Source organism: Enterococcus mundtii, from assembly GCF_002813755.1.
Lineage (GTDB): Bacteria > Bacillota > Bacilli > Lactobacillales > Enterococcaceae > Enterococcus_B > Enterococcus_B mundtii.
Genome location: NZ_CP018061.1, coordinates 896,073 through 917,500 on the forward strand (window position 1 = coordinate 896,073; position 21,428 = coordinate 917,500).

A 21,428-nucleotide genomic window follows, 5' to 3' on the forward strand; every position below is an offset into this window, starting at 1 on the left:
GTTAGAAAAAATCAGGGAGTGGAAATTTTTATGGAAAAGTTTTTCCAACTAAAGAAAAATAATACAAATGTACCAACAGAAATAATGGCGGGTGTCACGACATTTTTTGCCATGAGTTATATATTATTTGTTAATCCGACGATCTTGTCAGCTGCTGGCATGCCATTTCAGGCAGTCTTTTTAGCGACGATCATTGCTTCGATCATCGGTACTTTAGTTATGGGATTATTTGCTAATGTGCCGTATGCACAAGCCCCTGGAATGGGTTTGAATGCTTTCTTCACGTTTACAGTTGTTTTTGGATTAGGTTATTCTTGGCAAGAAGCATTAGCCATGGTCTTTATTTGTGGGTTGATCAATGTATTTATTACAGTAACAAATATTCGGAAAATGATCATCCATGCCATTCCTGAGAGTTTACAACATGCAATTGGCGGTGGTATCGGGATTTTTGTTGCATACGTTGGGATCAAAAATGCTGGCTTTTTGTCTTTTTCTGCAGATCAATCAGCGATTTCTAGCTCTGTGGTTGACAACGGTCAAGTAACCAACGTGACCATCAATGGTGGCATCGTTCCAGAACTTGCAAACTTCAATAATGCGCCAATCTTATTAGCAGTCATCGGGCTAGTATTGACAGCGATTTTAGTGGTTAAAAATATCCGTGGCGCGATCTTGATCGGGATCGTTGTAACGACGATCATCGGGATTTTGATGGGGGTCGTTGATCTAGGAGCGATCGACTGGGAACAAAATTCTTTGGGGAATTCGATCAATGAACTGGGAACAACCTTTGGTGCGGCATTCGGTGCGGAAGGGATGCAATCATTATTTAGTGATAGCTCTAAGATTCCACAAGTACTGATGACGATCATCGCATTTAGTTTATCCGATACATTTGATACGATCGGAACATTCATCGGTACCGGTAGACGTACAGGAATCTTCTCTAAAGAAGATGAAGAAGCTTTAGAAGACGGTCGAGGATTTAGAACAAAAATGGATAAAGCGTTGTTTGCTGATGCAATCGCCACATCGATCGGTGCGATTTTTGGAACATCGAATACTACGACTTATGTTGAATCGGCAGCTGGAATCGGTGCTGGTGGACGTACAGGTTTGACTTCAGTCGTCGTAGCTGCATTATTTGCTTTGAGTAGTTTATTCTCTCCACTGATTGCTATTGTACCGGCACAAGCGACTGCACCAGCATTGATCTTAGTTGGTGTGATGATGATGGCTTCGTTTGCTGATATCAATTGGTTAGATATGGAAGAAGCATTACCTGCCTTTTTTGCTTCGATCTTCATGGGATTAGCTTATAGCATCTCATACGGAATCGCTGCTGGATTTATCTTCTATACGATCATGAAAGTAGTCAAAGGCAAAACTAGTGAGATTTCATTTGCTTTATGGGTTGTTGATATTTTATTCATCCTCAACTTCGTTATTTTAGCAATCATTTAAATGACAAAAAATAGGGGTAAAGAGTAAGCTAACTCTTTGCTTCTATTTTTTTGGTATTCTTCCTCTTTTGCAAAAACGAACGATACCGGCACATACGTTGCACACACGTACAAAAATAGGTATGATAATAGAGACGAAAGAAGGGTGATAGATGAAGGTTCAATGGAGAAAAAATTTATTCGTAGCTTGGATAGGCTGCTTTTTTACTGGTTCAAGTATCAGTTTAGTCATGCCGTTCATTCCAGTTTACGTCGAACAACTAGGTACACCTAAGGATCAAATTGAATTATTTTCAGGATTAGCGATTTCAGTAACAGCCTTTGCTGCGGCGATCGTTGCGCCTATTTGGGGAAATCTAGCCGATCGAAAAGGACGGAAAATGATGATGATCCGGGCAGCAGCCGGTATGACGATCACTATGGGATCACTAGCTTTTGTCCCAAATGCTTATTGGCTTTTAGTCATGCGTTTCTTTAATGGGATTTTATCTGGATACATACCTAATGCGACAGCGATGATTGCTTCACAAGCGCCTAAAGAGAAAAGTGGTTGGGCGTTAGGCACGCTTTCTACTGGGGCAGTGGCAGGGACGCTGATTGGTCCGTCAATGGGAGGCGCTTTGGCGCAATGGTTCGGAATGGAAAATGTTTTTTTGATTACTGGAGGGTTATTACTGATCACCACGATCTTAACGATTTTCATGGTAAAAGAAGATTTCCAACCGGTAGAGAAAAAAGATATGATCAGTACCAAAGAAGTTTTTGCTAAAATGGATCACTTCTCTGTGTTGGTCGGTTTATTTGTTACTACTCTAATCTTACAATTAGGGATTACCACGATCAGTCCAATCTTGACATTGTACATTCGGGAATTGAGTGGTGATACATCAAATATCTTATTTGTAAGTGGATTGATTGTTTCAGTATCAGGTGTTTCAGCAGTATTTTCTTCTCCAAGACTGGGGAAATTAGGGGATAAGATAGGAAATCAGAAGGTGCTGTTAGCAGGTTTGGTACTTTCGTTTTGTTGTTACTTACCAATGGCATTTGTGACTACGCCCTTACAATTAGGGATCTTACGTTTTATATTAGGTTTTTCGACAGGTGCGTTGATGCCATCAATCAATACATTGATCAGCAAGATCACACCAGAAGAAGGTGTCAGTCGAGTATATAGCTATAACCAAATGTTTACGAACTTTGGTCAAGTACTAGGACCGATGTTAGGTTCGACAGTCGCTCATGCGTACAATTACAGTACAGTGTTTATTGTGACTAGTCTCTTTGTTCTGACGAATATTCTTTTATCACTATTTAATTTTAGAAAAGTACTTCATCAAAAACTATGATCAAGAAAAAAACAGATTGGAGTATTTCTCCAATCTGTTCGGCTTTTATGAATGTGAAGCGGACGAAGTTTCTTTTTTAGGTGTTGCAACAGCGCTGATCAAAATGACGATCAATCCTGCAACCAATGAAATAATAGTCGTCATGGTAAAATCATATGGGCTACTAGACAATGCACCACCGATATAGCCAACCACTTGACCTAAAATGACTGCCCAAAATAATGTGACGATATATCGCATATCAAACACCTCTTTTCTAAGTTCAGTTTACCAGATTTTTTTTGAATGTAAAGGGAGAAACAGGCATTCAACGTCAGTGGATAGTATAAAAAGTATAAATCGTTCGTCGGATGAAAAAGCATGAAGAAAGACGAATACACGTAACCAGTCATACAAGATAACGAGTTGATGTTACGAATATTCCCCTAAAAAGAAAGTGAATGGAAAAGGTGGTATGTAAAAATGTTTCTTCCACAACTTTATACGATCACCTCGTATTCTTTGTTGCAAAGTACGATTCGCATAAACGAATACGTTCGAGAAGCAAAGAAACTAGGCTATCAGACATTAGCAATCACAGATAAGGATGTGCTATCTGGGGCAGCGGAATTTTACCGCATCTGTATGAATGAAAAAATACAACCAATTATTGGACTGAACTTGACCTACCAGTTTCAAGAACGTCATTATGAGTTACTACTCTACGCAAAAGATAGAATCGGCTACCAACAATTGATCAAGCTCTCAAGCAAGAAAATGATCCGAGAAAAAATCGAGCTTCACGAGATCGATGAACTCGATCATTTGCTTGTCGTTTTACCAACCAAAAAATCGATTGCTGATGACTACGGTGTGTCAGCATCATTTGATAGCCATTGGCAAAGCTTGCAAGAAAAAATAGCATCTTCTCATCTTTATGTAGGTGTCACAGAAGAAACGCCCCTAGAAGCTCCAGAATGGCTCGCTTATTTACGAGCAAATCAATTTCAACTTTGTGCAGTACATCCGATTGCTAGTTTGCACCAAGAGGAACTTTTTTCTTTGGAAACAATGAAACATCTGCGTGAAGGAACGCAACTCTCTTTTGATGAAGTACGACAAACGACTCGTGATTCAGCCACAGGTTTTTTACTTCCCGAAGCAGAATTACGACAAAGATTCATAAACGCAGGATTGGAAGAAGCGTTGAACTATGCGCAGCAATTAGCTAAAACAGTAACTTTTGAATTTCAGTTCCATCAGAAATTACTACCACATTATCCGGTACCAGAAAATCGAAGTGCAGGAGAGTATTTACAGGAACTTTGTCAGAAGCAATTAGGCAAGCGTGTGGAAAAGATCACTGCAGCTTATCAAGAGCGCTTAGATTATGAACTGTCAGTGATCCACCAGATGGGATTTGATGATTATTTCTTGATCGTTTGGGATGTCATGGCTTTTGCTCATAAAAACAACATCGTTACTGGTGCTGGCCGTGGTTCAGCTGCGGGGTCATTAGTCGCCTATGTGTTGGAGATCACAGATGTAGATCCATTGGAGTACGACTTGCTATTTGAACGTTTTTTGAATCCAGAACGATACACGATGCCAGATATCGATCTAGACATTCCTGATAATCGCAGAGAAGAAGTGCTGATTTATGTTCGTGAGAAATATGGTCAATACCATATGGCACAAATCGCCACGTTTGGAACCATGGCAGCTAAAATGGTGCTAAGAGACGTGGCACGTGTCTTTGGCCTCTCACAAAGCGAAGCAAATCGTTGGTCTAAAGCGATTCCTAATCAATTGAAAATGACGTTGAATGAGGCTTATCGAACTTCTAACAAGCTGGTTGAATTAGTACAAGCGAGTGAAAAAAATCAATTGTTGTTCCATACTGCAAAAATACTTGAAGGTTTGCCAAGACACGTTTCTACTCATGCAGCTGGTGTCGTTTTAAGTGATAAGAATCTACTAGAGTTAGTTCCTTTACAAAAAGGATCAGATGAAGCATATTTGACTCAGTATACAATGAATGATGTCGAAGCTATTGGGTTGTTAAAAATGGATTTTCTTGGATTAAGAAATCTGTCTATTATCGATTACACAGTGAAAGCAATCAAACGTGTCGAAAACAAAGATATCGAGCTCAAAGAAATTCCATTAGATGATCCTAAAACTTTACAGCTTTTCCAACGTGGCGAAACAACAGGGGTCTTTCAATTCGAATCTGCAGGGATTCGGAATGTCCTGCGGAGATTAGGACCAGAAAACATTGAAGACATTGCCGCTGTCAACGCCTTGTATCGTCCTGGACCAATGCAAAATATCGATACATTTATCGCTCGTAAGAAAGGGAAGGAAAGAATCCATTATCCCGACGATTCACTGCAACCGATTTTGAAAAATACGTATGGCGTCATTGTGTATCAGGAACAAATTATGCAGATTGCTTCAACCATGGCTGGATTTTCGCTTGGACAAGCGGATATTTTGAGGCGAGCAATCAGTAAAAAGAAAAAAGACGTGATTGATCAAGAAAGAGATCATTTTGTTCAAGGTGCCAACCAACAAGGGTACAGTAAGGAAAAGGCCAATGAAGTGTACGAATATATCGAACGCTTTGCTAACTATGGGTTCAATCGCTCCCATGCGTTTGCTTACTCCTTTGTTGGCTTTCAAATGGCCTATCTCAAAGTTCATCACCCTGGTGCATTTTTTATGAGTTTGATGAATTCCGTCCGTCACAACACGGCAAAGTTGAAAGAGTATATTGCTGAGGCAAAAAAGTATAAAATAAAGCTGACCCCTCCTTCGATCAATCAAAGTTTTTATGGTTTTGAGCTGACGGATAAAGAAACCATCCGTTTTGGATTGACAGCAATCAAAGGTGTTCGTCGAGATTTTGTTGAGGAGATCATTCGTGAACGAAAAGAAGATGGTCCATTCCGTTCTGTTGATCAGTTTCTAATTCGTATCAATAAACGTTGGCTCAAATTGGAGTTGCTACAAACATTAGTTGCATCAGGTGTTTTTGATGAATTAGTAGGAAACCGCAGACAGTTGATGTTGGATCTGGAAGGTAAGATCCAAAACATCTTATATAGTGGTGGTAGTTTAGACCTTTTAGATATCATGGCTTTAAAAGAGGAAGAAGTCGCAGATTATAGCCTCGAAGAGAAGCTTCAATTAGAAGAAGAGCATTTAGGTGTCTATTTATCTGGTCATCCAACGGAAGGGTATGAGCGACTTAAATTAGCAAAAAAAGTCCATTTAGTCACAGAAATCGTACCTAAACAAGCCACAAATGTTTTAGTGATGGTCAAAGAGGTAAGAGAGATCCGTACGAAAAAAGGAGCGTTGATGGCTTTTGTCAGCGGGACAGATAGTAGTGGAGAAATAGCCATTACCGTTTTTCCAGAGCTGTATCGACAAGCGCGTCCATTATTCAAAGAAAATCAAGTGATTTTCGTGCAAGGACGTTCAGAAATCAGTAAATACAATCAAGAATTGCAGTTGATTGCAGAAGTAGTCGCTGATCCAGAAGAATTGCAACAGCAGTATCCAGAACAAACGTGTTATTTGAGAATCAGGGAAGAGGCAGATCAACCAGATACGATGAAGCAACTGCAAGATTTGTTCAAAAAATTCCCAGGATATATTCCTGTTGTCATGTATCATGAAAAAGACCTACGAAAAGTTGTGTTATCTGAAGCCTTTTGGCTCGATGGTTCAGACAGTCTCAAGAAGCAATTAGCTTACCTTTTAAATGAAGAAAATGTTGTTTTCAAATAACTTACGGTAAAAGATACTATTTGCTTTCATTTTTTTTCATTTTTTTATCAGGAAATCAAGACAAGTGAGCAAAATAATGTTAGAATGTTAGTCGTGGTTAATACAAAGAAGGTTATAAACCTAAGTCTTGCTTAGGATAAAGTAATTTAATGAGGTGAAGATGAATATGAAACGCATCGGAATTTTGACTAGTGGTGGAGATGCTCCTGGGATGAATGCAGCAGTTCGTGCAGTCGTTCGTAAAGGTATATATGAAGGATTGGAAGTTTACGGGATCAATTATGGTTTTGCTGGATTAGTTGCCGGAGATATCCGTCGATTAGATGTTGCAGATGTCGGTGATAAGATCCAACGCGGGGGTACATTCTTATACTCTGCACGTTATCCTGAATTTGCAACAGAAGAAGGACAATTAAAAGGAATCGAACAATTGAAAAAATTCGGTATCGAAGGTCTTGTCGTGATTGGTGGCGATGGTTCTTACCATGGCGCGATGGCTTTGACTAAACGTGGTTTCCCAGCAGTGGGTGTACCAGGTACGATCGATAACGATATTCCAGGAACTGATTTTACGATCGGTTTTGATACAGCAATCAACACAGTATTAGAATCAATCGACCGTATCCGCGACACAGCAACTTCACACGTTCGTACGTTCGTGATCGAAGTAATGGGACGTAATGCTGGAGATATCGCTTTATGGTCAGGTGTTGCTGGTGGAGCGGATGAGATCATCATTCCTGAGCATGATTTTGATATGGCAGTTGTTGCCAAAAAAATCCAAGATGGCCGCGATCGTGGCAAAAAACATTGCTTGATCATTTTGGCAGAAGGCGTAATGGGCGGAAACGAATTTGCAGAAAAATTGTCAGAATATGGCGATTATCATACACGTGTATCGATCTTAGGACACGTTGTACGTGGTGGTTCACCAACTGCACGCGACCGTGTATTAGCAAGTAAATTTGGCGCACATGCTGTTGAATTATTGCAACAAGGAAAAGGTGGTTTGTGTATCGGTATTCGCGACAACGATATCGTTGAGGCTGATATCATCGACACACTAGAAAATAACAAACACCAACCAGATTTATCATTATATGACTTGAACAACTCACTTTCTTTCTAATAAAGAAAAGTAGTCAGATAAATCAATAGATATATATGGGAGTGGGAAGCAGGTCTTCCCAATATCTAACAGATATTTAAGCTTTGAATGGCTTTAAATAAACAATTTGAATGGGAGAGTTTTGTAAAATGAAAAAAACGAAAATCGTTAGTACATTAGGACCAGCCAGTAATTCAGTAGAAACTATTTCTAAATTGATTGAATCTGGAGCAAATGTCTTCCGCTTCAACTTTTCACATGGTGATCATGAAGAACAATTATCACGTATGGTAATGGTTCGCGAAGCAGTGAAGAAAACTGGTAAAGATGTCGGCATCCTTTTAGATACAAAAGGTGCAGAAATCCGGACAACAGTTCAAGGCACAACTGAAGAAGATTTTGGCCGTGCAGGCTACATCAAATTTGAAGTTGGCGACAAAACACGCATCTCAATGGACCCTGAACATGTAGGTTCAAAAGAAAAAATCGCAGTGACTTATCCAGGTCTTTTTGAAGACGTTCATGTAGGTGGACATATCTTATTCGATGATGGTTTGATCGACATGGAAATCATTGAAAAAGATGAAGCAACACGTGAATTAGTAGTAGAAGTAAAAAATGCAGGTATGCTAGGATCACGTAAAGGTGTTAACGCACCAGGCGTTTCAATCAGCTTGCCAGGTATCACACCAAAAGATGCAGACGATATCCGTTTCGGACTAGATAACGACATCGACTTCATCGCTGCAAGTTTTGTTCGTAAAGCACAAGACGTATTAGATATTCGTGAAATTTTAGAAGAAAAAGACATGACACATGTTCAAATCTTCCCTAAAATCGAATCTCAAGAAGGTATCGACAACATTGATGAAATCATCAAAGTTTCTGATGGTATCATGATTGCTCGTGGAGACATGGGTGTTGAGATCCCTGCTGAATTAGTACCAATGGTTCAAAAACGTATCATCAAAAAATGTAACGCTGCGGGTATCCCAGTAATCACTGCAACACAAATGTTAGAATCAATGCAAGAAAACCCACGTCCAACACGTGCGGAAGCATCTGACGTTGCCAATGCAGTATTTGACGGAACAGACGCAACAATGTTATCAGGTGAATCAGCAAATGGTGACTATCCTGTTGAAGCTGTTGCAACAATGGCTCGTATCGACCAACAAGCTGAATTAGCATTAGCAGAATTAGGTTCATTCCAATTAAATGAATTTGACAAAACTGATGTAACAGAAACAATCGGTTTATCAGTGGCACGTGCTGCGAAAAACTTAGGCGTAAAAACAATCGTTGCTGCAACTGAATCTGGTTATACAGCAAAAATGATCTCTAAATACCGTCCAGATGCTGATATCTTAGCTGTCACATTTGACGAACGCACAAAACGTGGTTTGATGCTTAACTGGGGTGTATATCCAACAGTTGCAGAAAAACCAACAACAACAGACGAAATGTTTGAATTAGCTGCGAAAAAAGCAGTCGAATTAGGTTTCGCTTCAGAAGGTGACTTGATCTTGATTACTGCTGGTGTACCAGTTGGTGAACGTGGAACAACAAACGTAATGAAGATTCAAATGATTGGTTCAAAATTGCTTGAAGCACAAGGAATTGGTCAACAATCTGTTGTAGCAAACGCTGTAGTTGCTTCATCAGCAGCAGAAGCTATCAAAAAAGCAAAAGATGGTATGGTATTAGTTGTTCCTTCAACTGATAAAGAATTCATGCCTGCAATCGAAAAAGCAGCAGCAGTAGTTGTTGAAGAAGGCGGTTTGACTTCTCACGCAGCAGTTGTGGGAATTGCACAAGATATTCCTGTAATCGTTGGTGCGAAAGATGCAACTTCAACAATCAAAGATGGTGAATTGATCACTGTTGACGCTCGCCGTGGTATCGTTTATCGCGGAGAAACAACAGCTATCTAATCGAAAACAAAATCAAAAAGAGTGTTGAGAGAAATCTCAGCACTCTTTTTTTATCCTGTATTTTGTGTGAGCAAGTTATTTTTGTGTTTTCATAAATTCATGGATGACTTCGATCACGTTTTCATGTAAAACCGTTGGTAACTGCTGTGCGCGAGTGGCTAATGAAATCAAAAACCGTGGTTGAGCAGTATCTGCTAAAGGAATAGCTACAAGATTGTCTTCAGGATGAATCGCGATCTCGGTGAGAAAGCCAATCCCGATATTTTCTCGGATCATGCTTTTCAAAATCGTTAAGTCATTACTCTGATAAACGATCTTAGGTACGATATGCGTTTGCTTAGAAAGCTTTGTAAACGCAGCAGGATGGACGTAGTGTTCATTTAATAAAACAAACTGATCGTTGACTAGCTCCTTAAAAGAAACGCTTGTACGATCTGCTAGAGGGTGTGAAGGGGACACAACGATCATGAAGCATTTATCCAACAATGGCTCGACTTCTAGCTTTTGATCGACGATCGGTTGTGTTGATCCAAGAATCGCAAGATCAATCCGCCCTTGATGAATCATGCCATATAGATCACGAGAACCACCGTCGATGATATCGATTTGACCCATTAATTGATGCTTGATAAAATAGCTCGATAATTTGGGAAAATATTCATTGCCAATGATAGGTGGCATGCCAAAGCGCAATTTTTTCTTTTGTAGCTGAGCAATCTCTGCCTTAGCAAGTGTAATTTCTTGTAAGACGGATTGTGCATGGATCAACAATTGCTTACCAGCAGGAGTGATGATCAATTCATGATGGGAACGATCTCTTGTAATCAGTGTGGCACCAATTTCTTTTTCCAAGCGTTGTAAGGCATAAGTGATCGTTGGTTGACTGACGTCAAAAAACTTAGCCACCTTAGTAAAGTTTTTTTGTTTGACGATTTGAACATAGTATTCAAGATCTCTCGTATTCATGAATCGATTCGCTCCCTTGACATATAAATAATGTTTATTGTAATCGATAATTTTGACTATAACAAACCTAAAAGACTACACTTAAAAAAGAAATAAGTAATCTACAAGGCTAGTGGCACACAAATCGTCTTTTAGATTAAAACAAAAAATAGAAGAAGCAACATGATTGAGCAGTGTTAGCTCCTATCTACAAATAGATTGCTTCACTAAATGGGTACTGAGGAGATGGAAGAAATGGTATTTTTTCAATCAATTGAAAGTGTGATCAGTATCATCTTGATGATTGGATTAGGCTATGTACTAAAAAGCTTGGGGTGGTTTGATGAACAGTTTGGGGGAAGTATCTCTTCCTTGATCACTAAAGTAGCTTTACCCGCCTCGATTTTCGTTTCAGTTATGAAGAATTTAACTAAAAGCAGTTTGATCGAATTATCTGGAAGTTTGATTTATCCGATCGCTGCAGTGATCATTTCCTACCTGATTGCTTATGTGCTAACAAAATTACTCAAGATACAACCAGGTAGACGGGGGATTTTTATGAATGCAGTGGTGAATGCCAATACGATATTTATTGGCTTGCCACTTAATATTGCCCTTTTTGGCGAAGCCTCTTTACCTTACTTTTTAATTTATTATGTGACAAATACCGTATCGACCTGGGCATTTGGTGTGTTTTTGATCGCTAATGATGACCCGACAAAAGATCGAACAGAAAAGAAAACGAAGCTGAATTGGAAAAAGCTTTTACCAGCGCCTTTATTAGGTTTTATCCTTGCGCTTTTCTTCTTGGTGTTAGAGATCCCTGTACCTGATTTTGTCAATTCAACACTAAATTATGTAGGCGGGATCGTGACGCCATTATCATTGATCTATATCGGAATTGTTTTATACGATGCAGGGTTGAAAAGTATTCGATTTGATCGGGATACGATCGTGGCTTTGATCGGTCGATTTATCTTAGCACCAGCTATATTGATTGGACTGATGGTAATAGGTAAATATGCCTTTGGTGCAGAACTAGCCCCTCTACTGAAACAAACGTTGATCGTACAGTCAGCTACACCTATGCTAGCTGTCTTGCCAATACTTGCAAATGAAGCCCACGGTGATGTGAAGTATGCAACGAATCTTGTCACGACGAGTACCCTACTATTTGTGTTCGTTGTACCTATTTTAATGCAATTGATCCAATACATTTGATATCTGATCAAACGGTGTTAGCTAGCGACAAAGTAAACGCAGAGCGAATAAATCTCACCTAGGTGAGAAAAACGCTCTGTGTTTTTTTATGAAGTGTAAGGTGTCAAGAAAATTTCATTGACAACCGACTTTTTGCCCTGTATAATAGCTTTTGTTGCTTAGGAGTGATGAAACTATGAAATGGTCTTTATTGGAATTGAGAAAATACCAAGAGACACCGTTAACTTTTCATGAGACCCTTGACGTAAAAAAGGCTCTTATGAAGCGAGACGATTCAATTTTAGATGTTGCGCCTGTGGAAGTCGAAGGTCTAGTCTCAGTAGATAACAAAGGCTATCTCGTTCATTACACTGCGCAGACGACACTGACTGTTCCGTCCACTCGTTCATTGACACCAGTTGAATTACCAATCAAACTGTCTGTAGATGAATTGTTTATGACGATGGAACAATACCAACGTAGAGATGTTCAGTTACCTTCAGAAGAGATCCTCTTAATCGAAGGAACGCATCTAGATGTGACAGAGTCGATCGAAGACAACATTTTATTGGCGATTCCGATGCGTGTACTCACAGAAGAAGAAGAGCATTCCACTGAATTACCGAAAGGGAATGATTGGGAAGTGCTATCCGAAGAAGAGTACGAAAAACGCAAAACGGAAGAAGCTGAGACAAAAGTAGATCCTCGTCTTGCAAAACTATCAGAATTTTTTGATTCAGCATCAGAAGAAGATGATAACGCGTAAGATTGGAATATATTGTATCAAATCTTGATACGAGACTTTACAAGGAGGTGTAGCAAAATGGCAGTACCAGCTAGAAGAACATCGAAAGCTAAAAAAGCAAAACGTCGTACTCATTACAAATTGACAATCAAAGGATTGAACGAATGTCCAAACTGTGGTGAAATGAAAAAAAGCCATCACGTATGTGCAAGTTGTGGTTACTACGATGGTAAGGACGTAATGTCTAAAGAAGCTTAATACATTTTATTTAGAAAATGTAAAACCTCAAGGCTAACCATGGAGCCTTGAGGTTTATTTTTTTGATTCTGAAATAACGATTGTATTCGGAATGATAAGAAGTAAGAAACATCATCGATTCGTACTTATTTGGTTTGCAAGTAAGCTATGTTAAGCTATAATGAGAGAGATTAGGGAGAACATCCCATATGTAGGAGGAGTTTATATGTCAAAACAACAAATCGGCGTTGTCGGAATGGCCGTCATGGGTAAAAATCTAGCCCTTAACATTGAAAGCCGCGGCTACTCTGTTGCACTATTCAACCGTACAGGAGCAAAAACAACAGATGTGGTAGAAGAACATCCAGACAAAAACTTCAAAGCAACATACACGATCGAAGAATTTGTTGATTCAATCGAAAAACCACGTCGTATCCTTTTGATGGTCAAAGCAGGACCAGCAACAGATGCAACGATCCAAGAATTATTACCACATTTAGACAAAGGTGATATTTTGATCGATGGCGGGAATACCTTCTTCCAAGATACGATCCGTCGAAATGAAGAATTAGCCAACTCTGGTATCAATTTTATTGGGACTGGTGTTTCAGGTGGAGAAGAAGGTGCGTTGAAAGGACCTTCGATCATGCCTGGTGGACAAAAAGAAGCGTATGAATTAGTTGCACCGATCCTTGAACAAATTTCTGCAAAAGCAGAAGACGGCACGCCTTGTGTAACTTACATTGGTCCAAATGGTGCAGGCCATTATGTCAAAATGGTCCATAATGGGATTGAGTATGGTGATATGCAACTGATTGCCGAATCTTACGACTTGATGAAAAATATTTTAGGTTTATCTGTCGATGAGATGGCTGATATCTTCAAAGAATGGAACGAAGGTGAATTAGATAGCTACTTGATCGAAATCACTGCGGACATTTTGACACGTAAAGACGATGAAGGCACAGGTCAACCGATCGTAGATGTGATCCTTGATGCTGCTGGAAATAAAGGAACAGGGAAATGGACAAGTCAAAGTGCTTTAGACCTTGGTGTACCACTTCCATTGATCACAGAGTCTGTCTTTGCCCGTTATATCTCTGCATACAAAGATGAACGTGTACAAGCAAGCAAAATCTTGACACATACGAATGATTTTGAATTCAACGGCGATAAAAAAGAATTTATCGAAAAAATTCGTGAAGCGTTATACTTCAGCAAAATTATGAGCTATGCACAAGGGTTTGCACAGCTACGTGTCGCATCGAAAGACTATGGCTGGGATTTACCATTCGGTGAAATTGCAAAAATCTGGCGCGCCGGCTGTATCATCCGTGCTCGTTTCTTACAAAAAATCACTGATGCCTACGAAAACAATCCTGACATTGAAAATCTATTATTGGATGACTACTTTGTTGAGATCACTAAGAAATACCAACAAGCCGTACGAGAAGTTGTTGCGTTAGCTGTTCAAGCAGGCGTACCGGTACCAACATTCTCTTCAGCGATTGCTTACTTTGATTCATACAGAGCCGAACGTTTGCCTGCAAATATCATCCAAGCACAACGTGATTATTTTGGCGCACACACGTATGAACGTGTTGACAAAGAAGGAATCTTCCATTACTCATGGTATAACGAAGATTAATCAACTTCTTTATTCTTCAACATGCTAAACAAATAAGTAATAAATGAAAGAGCTGAGGTCAATTTATAGAGGGCGACTTCAGCTCTTTTTTAAAATAGTATTCCATGATAAAATGATTATAGATTTTAAATTAACTATTGGTATAATAATGGAGTTTAGAAGCCTAGGAGAGAAAGGACAAAATTGAATGAGTAATATTCTAATCATTGAAGATGAGAAAAACTTAGCCCGATTTGTCGAGTTAGAATTAAAACATGAAGGGTATAATGCTGAAGTACATTACAATGGACGAACAGGTCTGGATGCTGCTTTGAATAATGAGTGGGATGCAATTTTATTAGACTTGATGTTACCTGAATTGAACGGACTTGAAGTTTGTCGTCGCGTACGCCAAGCAAAAAATACACCAATCATCATGATGACTGCGAGAGATTCTGTCATTGATAGAGTTTCTGGTTTAGATCATGGTGCAGATGATTACATCGTCAAACCATTTGCAATCGAAGAATTGTTAGCGCGTCTACGTGCTTTATTGCGCCGCATCGACATCGAAGGAGATAAAAATGTGGCAAAACAAACGACGATCACTTATCGCGACTTAACGATCGAAAAAGAAAATAGAGTCGTACGTCGTGGCAATGAAGTCATTGAATTAACGAAGCGTGAATATGAACTATTACTTACTTTGATGGAAAATGTCAACGTGGTACTTGCACGGGATGTTTTATTAAACAAAGTATGGGGCTACGAAACCGAAGTGGAAACAAACGTAGTGGATGTGTATATTCGTTATCTCCGTAATAAAATCGATGTTCCTGGTGAAGAAAGCTATATTCAAACAGTACGTGGAACTGGTTACGTGATGCGCTCGTGAGCAATTACAATCAAACCGAAAAAAGAGAACTTAAAGGTCCATCCTTGACGATCAAGTGGGCCTTTGCAAGTTCTTTCTTCATATTTGTCGTCTTTACGATTTTTGCAGTGATCACCTATAAATCATCGATCAATCTAATCGTAGCTAAGGAAAGAGCAAATGTCGAACATACCATTTCTGAAGCGGCTTCTCGTTTATCAAATTCAGATGAGGAGTTGACATTGATCAATGCCTATCGAAACTTAACGAACGCTGACCAAACCGGCGGCACTGGAGATGATACCGCGGTCATTGAAGGGAACTTGATGAAAATCGACTCCTTTATTTCTGAGCTTGGTCAAGCATCGATGGATCTGTATGTTTATGATCTGGATGAAAAATTGATTTTTAAAACACACGAAAAAAGTCGTTCATTGATTCAAACGACCAGGAAGATCCCAACGATCGTTACTCTAGACGGGAAAACTGGCTTTTTATCGATCCAACCTATTTATTCTAAACAAACAAGAGAAAAAATCGGCTATACTCAAACATTTTATGAACTTTCATCTTTCTATGATATAAGAAATAATCTTTTATTGACTTTGATCGTGCTAGAAATCGTCTCCTTGATACTAAGTAGTATCTTAGGTTTCTTCCTATCTTCCTACTTCTTAAAACCGTTAAAAGTATTACGAGATACGATGGATACGATCCGTAAAGATCCACAATCAGATATTCATATGCCAGAGATTGATACAGATGATGAGTTAGCAGACCTTGCTGAGATCTTCAATGAAATGCTAGATCGTATGCGTCTGTATATCGAACAACAAGAACAATTTGTGGAAGATGTATCACATGAATTAAGAACACCTGTAGCAATTATTGAAGGGCATCTTAGCTTATTAAATCGTTGGGGGAAAGATGATCCCGAAATTTTAGAAGAATCCCTAACTGCAAGTATGCAAGAAATCAGTCGGATGAAAAGCTTAGTACAAGAAATGTTAGATCTATCACGTGCAGAGCAAGTAGATGTTTATTATGCCAACGAAACGACGAATGCAAAAGAAGTGACTTACCAAGTATTCAATAATTTTAAATTACTTTATCCTGATTATGTTATTACACTGGATGATGACTTAGCTAAAGAAGTAACACTACAAATTTTTAGAAATCATTTTGAACAATTGATTATCATCATTTTAGATAATGCAGTAAAGTATTCAACGACAAGAAAAGAAGTCCATATCTCGATTTCATCCACGCTTAGTGAATTTGAGATCGCGATCCAAGATTTTGGTGAGGGAATACCTGAAGAGGACTTGAAGAAAATATTTAATCGTTTTTATCGTGTAGATAAAGCAAGAGCACGAACAAAAGGTGGAAATGGCTTAGGATTGTCGATTGCCAAACAACTTGTAGAAAGCTATAAAGGCAGAATATTAGCAGAGAGCGTAGTGGGGCAAGGGACGATTTTTAGAATTTTTGTACCAATTGTACGAACAGAAGACAAGTAAAGTGGCTCTTTGTCAATAAGGACTGATGAGTTGCGAAAAATTAAATCTGGGTCAGAATGAACCTCATTCTGGCTCAGATTTTTTGTTATCTAACTTTGATTAATTGATTGGTCAAAAAGATTCTAATTTTCATGTTCTCAAATGATTTAACTCCGTAGGATACTCGTTTCATTGTTTTTATGTGGGTATTCTTTGCTTCTATTTTTCCATTGGAGTATGGATAAATCATCGCATTGGCGATGCCATCTTGGTAGGTCAGAAGGTTTTGAAGTTTCTCACGAAAGCCGTCATCTAACGTTTCGGGAAGTTCTGCCAATAAGGAGAAAAACAAGTCAGGGTCTTTGTCTCGAAAAGCTTCAACTAACTCATGGAAAAAGGGATACGCCTCCTTTAGGGACGTAGAAAAGCTAAGCAATCGATCAATCATCATTGCTTCAGTAAGAAATGGGTATTTAGGTGCTCGGAAACTTTTCCATGTTTTATATTCATAGTGGTTAATGTTTGCACGATTTTTTAGCAGAAAGCGCCAGTTCTTTTTCAGTTTTTCTGCATGGCTTTTCTGTCCTGCTTTACGCAGTTCATTCATTTCACGGATACGCAACTCATTGAAAGCTTGATTCATGTGTTTGACAATATGAAACCGATCAATCACTACTTTCGCATTTGGCAGAACGCGTTTGGTGAGCTGGAAGTAGGCGGCGTTCATGTCTGTGACTAAGAATTTTACTTCTTCTGGATTGGTGCAGCCCAAGAAATAGTTTGTTAATCGAGGTAATTTACGCGTAGGTAAGATATCAATTAAATTACCTGTTTCTCCATCTGCGCAAATAAAGCTCATTTTATCTTCTATGGAAGTGTGCGAACGAAATTCATCAACCATCAATACTTTGGGGAGAATCCTCTTAGTGGGCTTTGGTAAATAGCTTTTAAACTCTTTCAATGTACGAATAACGGTAGTCAAAGATACCTGACAGCTTTTCGCAATAAAAGATAAAGAGACTTTTTCAGTCAGTAAAGAAGCAATTTTATATCTGACATGTTCCGCAATTGAATATCTTGGGCGGACAAAATAGCTTTGAGCAGTCCAATGGGTTCGACAGTTTTTACAGGTATAGCGTTGCTTTTTTAAGCGCATAACCATTGGCATATGATTGTATTGTTCAAAGCGGACAATGATTTCCTTCTTCCCATTTTTCACCACAATTGCTTTCCCGTTTCCATCTACCACAGTAGAACCACAACTTCTACAGGTACGAGGATCAGGTGAGAGAATGGCATTAATGACCAATGTCTTTTCCTGATGAAAGATCTCGTAAGAGATCTCAGTAATCATCAAATCTTTATCTATTAATCTCAGCATTTTTTTGATAGAATCATTCATATAGCATATCGTCCTCTCAGTTGTTTATTTTGTGGTGATTTAATCATACTAGAGAACGATATGTTTTTTAATACCTAAAATGAAAATGGGACTGAAGAATCAATTTTGATTCATCAGTCCCATAAATTATAGAGCCAGTAAAGTGATGACTTTGCTTGTTTTTTTTATGTATTTATCGATAAGCTTCACTAGGTCATTGATTTCTAAGAAGTTCTTACGTAGCCCTTCCCCTAAAAAGAGACGAACTATAATTGTAAAATACTAGAATAATACAATTAAATAACATCAAAAAACTGTTGATTTTTAAACATCTTATACGAATATTCGGCTTTGAAAATAATCGTTGAAAAAAGCATTTTTTCTATTGCAATTTTTTTAAGTCCTTGATATATTATTATTTGTTCTGACAAAGCAGTAAGAAACGTCATGATAAATTTTTGAATTTAAATGTTGACGAGGTTTTAATGCTATGTTATAATAACGAAGTCGTTAAAAAACAAGGTGGTAAAAACCTTAATATACCAACAAAAAAGTTGTTGACAAATAACAAGCAAGATGGTATATTAATGAAGTCGCTAAGAAATAACGACAAACAACTTTCTAAGTTAAGAAAGAAAAACTTGTTGACAACTTATTAAAGAAATGTTAAGATATAAAAGTTGTTAAATAAGAAAGAATAGACCTTTGAAAACTGAACAAAGTAAGACAAACCAAATGTGTAGGGCGTCTTGATTCAATTCAAGACAACAAACATTTTTAACAAGCAAGCAATATGCTAGCAAACAATTGAGCTTAACAATCGAAAGATTGTTCTAACTTTTATTATGAGAGTTTGATCCTGGCTCAGGACGAACGCTGGCGGCGTGCCTAATACATGCAAGTCGAACGCTTCTTTTCCCACCGGAGCTTGCTCCACCGGGAAAAGAGGAGTGGCGAACGGGTGAGTAACACGTGGGTAACCTGCCCATCAGAAGGGGATAACACTTGGAAACAGGTGCTAATACCGTATAACAATCGAAACCGCATGGTTTCGTTTTGAAAGGCGCTTTACGGTGCCGCTGATGGATGGACCCGCGGTGCATTAGCTAGTTGGTGAGGTAACGGCTCACCAAGGCCACGATGCATAGCCGACCTGAGAGGGTGATCGGCCACATTGGGACTGAGACACGGCCCAAACTCCTACGGGAGGCAGCAGTAGGGAATCTTCGGCAATGGACGAAAGTCTGACCGAGCAACGCCGCGTGAGTGAAGAAGGTTTTCGGATCGTAAAACTCTGTTGTTAGAGAAGAACAAGGGTGAGAGTAACTGTTCACCCCTTGACGGTATCTAACCAGAAAGCCACGGCTAACTACGTGCCAGCAGCCGCGGTAATACGTAGGTGGCAAGCGTTGTCCGGATTTATTGGGCGTAAAGCGAGCGCAGGCGGTTTCTTAAGTCTGATGTGAAAGCCCCCGGCTCAACCGGGGAGGGTCATTGGAAACTGGGAGACTTGAGTGCAGAAGAGGAGAGTGGAATTCCATGTGTAGCGGTGAAATGCGTAGATATATGGAGGAACACCAGTGGCGAAGGCGGCTCTCTGGTCTGTAACTGACGCTGAGGCTCGAAAGCGTGGGGAGCAAACAGGATTAGATACCCTGGTAGTCCACGCCGTAAACGATGAGTGCTAAGTGTTGGAGGGTTTCCGCCCTTCAGTGCTGCAGCTAACGCATTAAGCACTCCGCCTGGGGAGTACGACCGCAAGGTTGAAACTCAAAGGAATTGACGGGGGCCCGCACAAGCGGTGGAGCATGTGGTTTAATTCGAAGCAACGCGAAGAACCTTACCAGGTCTTGACATCCTTTGACCACTCTAGAGATAGAGCTTCCCCTTCGGGGGCAAAGTGACAGGTGGTGCATGGTTGTCGTCAGCTCGTGTCGTGAGATGTTGGGTTAAGTCCCGCAACGAGCGCAACCCTTATTGTTAGTTGCCATCATTTAGTTGGGCACTCTAGCAAGACTGCCGGTGACAAACCGGAGGAAGGTGGGGATGACGTCAAATCATCATGCCCCTTATGACCTGGGCTACACACGTGCTACAATGGGAAGTACAACGAGTCGCGAAGTCGCGAGGCTAAGCTAATCTCTTAAAGCTTCTCTCAGTTCGGATTGTAGGCTGCAACTCGCCTACATGAAGCCGGAATCGCTAGTAATCGCGGATCAGCACGCCGCGGTGAATACGTTCCCGGGCCTTGTACACACCGCCCGTCACACCACGAGAGTTTGTAACACCCGAAGTCGGTGAGGTAACCTTTTTGGAGCCAGCCGCCTAAGGTGGGATAGATGATTGGGGTGAAGTCGTAACAAGGTAGCCGTATCGGAAGGTGCGGCTGGATCACCTCCTTTCTAAGGAATATTACGGAGACTACACACGTTTGTCGATACTTTGTTCAGTTTTGAGAGGTCTACTCTCAAAATTTTGTTCATTGAAAACTGGATATTGAAGTAAAAATGTAAGTAATACAAACCGAGAACACCGCGTTGAATTTGAAAGCTAAACAAATCGTTTAGCCTTAAGCAAAATAGGCGGCCAGAAGTGAAAGCTTGCTTTCACGGATTGGACGATCTTTTTGTCGAAGAGGCTGATTTGTGTGCTGGATAGAGTTTTTTAATAAGTTCAATTGCTTATTTTTCTTGATTGGACTTCTATCGCTAGAAGAAAGATCAAAACCCAACCGCAAGGTTGATAAGGTTAAGTGAATAAGGGCGCACGGTGGATGCCTTGGCACTAGGAGCCGATGAAGGACGGGACTAACACCGATATGCTTTGGGGAGCTGTACGTAAGCTATGATCCAGAGATTTCCGAATGGGGGAACCCAACATCTTTTATAGGATGTTACGTATACGTGAATACATAACGTATACGAGGTAGACGCAGAGAACTGAAACATCTAAGTACCTGCAGGAAGAGAAAGAAAATTCGATTCCCTGAGTAGCGGCGAGCGAAACGGGAAAAGCCCAAACCAATGAGCTTGCTCATTGGGGTTGTAGGACTCCAATATGGTAGTTCTTTCAGATAGTCGAATGACTTGGAAAAGTCAGTCAAAGAGGGTGAAAGCCCCGTAGATGAAATTTGGAAGGCACCTAGGAGGATCCTGAGTACGGCGGAACACGAGGAATTCCGTCGGAATCCGGGAGGACCATCTCCCAAGGCTAAATACTCCCTAGTGACCGATAGTGAACCAGTACCGTGAGGGAAAGGTGAAAAGCACCCCGGAAGGGGAGTGAA

The 21,428-nt window shown here is 39.8% G+C and carries 14 protein-coding genes and 2 rRNA genes (1 of these 16 only partly in view); 13 read left to right on the forward strand and 3 right to left on the reverse strand.

Annotation, left to right across the window (positions count from 1 at the left end):
• Nucleotides 1-30: 30 nt before the first annotated feature.
• The gene (locus tag EM4838_RS04425) at nt 31-1,467 is read left to right on the forward strand and encodes an NCS2 family permease (RefSeq protein ID WP_071866067.1); all 1,437 of its coding nucleotides are present in this window, start codon (nt 31-33) and stop codon (nt 1,465-1,467) included.
• 151 nt (nt 1,468-1,618) lie between these two features.
• Nucleotides 1,619-2,815: a multidrug efflux MFS transporter gene (locus EM4838_RS04430; protein ID WP_010735844.1), complete on the forward strand. Its 1,197-nt coding sequence runs from the start codon at nt 1,619-1,621 to the stop codon at nt 2,813-2,815.
• Between the two features lie 45 nt (nt 2,816-2,860).
• Here EM4838_RS04430 and EM4838_RS04435 read toward each other — a convergent pair whose 3' ends face one another.
• Nucleotides 2,861-3,055 carry a YjzD family protein gene (locus EM4838_RS04435; RefSeq protein WP_010735843.1) on the reverse strand — a complete coding sequence of 65 codons (195 nt, stop codon included), beginning with the start codon at nt 3,053-3,055 and terminating at the stop codon, nt 2,861-2,863.
• Nucleotides 3,056-3,277: 222 nt separating this feature from the next.
• On the opposite strand from EM4838_RS04435, the gene dnaE reads away from it, so the two are divergent.
• From dnaE to pyk, 3 genes are all read left to right on the forward strand, one after another.
• Nucleotides 3,278-6,592, forward strand: coding sequence for a DNA polymerase III subunit alpha (dnaE, locus tag EM4838_RS04440; RefSeq protein WP_071866068.1), 3,315 nt, complete (start codon nt 3,278-3,280; stop codon nt 6,590-6,592).
• A gap of 166 nt (nt 6,593-6,758) precedes the next feature.
• Complete coding sequence (gene pfkA / locus EM4838_RS04445) at nt 6,759-7,721, forward strand: 6-phosphofructokinase (protein ID WP_034691339.1); 963 nt, start codon at nt 6,759-6,761, stop codon at nt 7,719-7,721.
• 128 nt (nt 7,722-7,849) lie between these two features.
• A complete protein-coding gene (pyk, locus tag EM4838_RS04450; protein WP_010735840.1) occupies nt 7,850-9,634 on the forward strand; it encodes a pyruvate kinase in 1,785 nt (594 codons plus the stop codon).
• Between the two features lie 75 nt (nt 9,635-9,709).
• Here the strand turns inward: pyk and EM4838_RS04455 are convergent, their stop codons facing one another.
• Complete coding sequence (locus tag EM4838_RS04455) at nt 9,710-10,600, reverse strand: LysR substrate-binding domain-containing protein (protein WP_071866069.1); 891 nt, start codon at nt 10,598-10,600, stop codon at nt 9,710-9,712.
• Nucleotides 10,601-10,834: 234 nt separating this feature from the next.
• Between EM4838_RS04455 and EM4838_RS04460 the strand changes: the two genes are divergently transcribed.
• The 6 genes from EM4838_RS04460 to EM4838_RS04485 all read left to right on the forward strand — a co-directional run bounded on the left by EM4838_RS04460 (nt 10,835) and on the right by EM4838_RS04485 (nt 16,782).
• A complete protein-coding gene (locus EM4838_RS04460) occupies nt 10,835-11,800 on the forward strand; it encodes an AEC family transporter (protein WP_019723059.1) in 966 nt (321 codons plus the stop codon).
• Nucleotides 11,801-11,975: 175 nt separating this feature from the next.
• Nucleotides 11,976-12,545 (forward strand): YceD family protein, encoded by a 570-nt coding sequence (locus tag EM4838_RS04465; protein ID WP_010735837.1) that lies wholly within the window; start codon nt 11,976-11,978, stop codon nt 12,543-12,545.
• A gap of 57 nt (nt 12,546-12,602) precedes the next feature.
• On the forward strand, nt 12,603-12,782 hold the full coding sequence (gene rpmF / locus EM4838_RS04470; RefSeq protein ID WP_010735836.1) for a 50S ribosomal protein L32: 180 nt from the start codon (nt 12,603-12,605) through the stop codon (nt 12,780-12,782).
• A 205-nt stretch (nt 12,783-12,987) separates the two neighbouring features.
• Nucleotides 12,988-14,409, forward strand: coding sequence for an NADP-dependent phosphogluconate dehydrogenase (gene gndA, locus EM4838_RS04475; RefSeq protein WP_034688385.1), 1,422 nt, complete (start codon nt 12,988-12,990; stop codon nt 14,407-14,409).
• Nucleotides 14,410-14,596: 187 nt separating this feature from the next.
• Nucleotides 14,597-15,283, forward strand: a complete 687-nt coding sequence (locus EM4838_RS04480) for a response regulator transcription factor (protein ID WP_010735834.1) — start codon at nt 14,597-14,599, stop codon at nt 15,281-15,283.
• Nucleotides 15,280-16,782 (forward strand): HAMP domain-containing sensor histidine kinase, encoded by a 1,503-nt coding sequence (locus EM4838_RS04485; protein WP_071866070.1) that lies wholly within the window; start codon nt 15,280-15,282, stop codon nt 16,780-16,782. Before EM4838_RS04480 ends, EM4838_RS04485 begins: the two co-directional genes overlap by 4 nt.
• Nucleotides 16,783-16,867: 85 nt before the next feature.
• Here EM4838_RS04485 and EM4838_RS04490 read toward each other — a convergent pair whose 3' ends face one another.
• Complete coding sequence (locus EM4838_RS04490; protein WP_071866071.1) at nt 16,868-18,163, reverse strand: ISL3 family transposase; 1,296 nt, start codon at nt 18,161-18,163, stop codon at nt 16,868-16,870.
• 820 nt (nt 18,164-18,983) lie between these two features.
• Here EM4838_RS04490 and EM4838_RS04500 point away from each other — a divergent pair.
• Both EM4838_RS04500 and EM4838_RS04505 read left to right on the forward strand, forming a co-directional pair.
• Nucleotides 18,984-20,544 (forward strand): 16S ribosomal RNA (locus EM4838_RS04500).
• Between the two features lie 344 nt (nt 20,545-20,888).
• A 23S ribosomal RNA gene (locus tag EM4838_RS04505) occupies nt 20,889-21,428 on the forward strand (it continues 2,375 nt past the right edge of the window).
• Together the 16S and 23S rRNA genes form the textbook arrangement of a ribosomal RNA operon.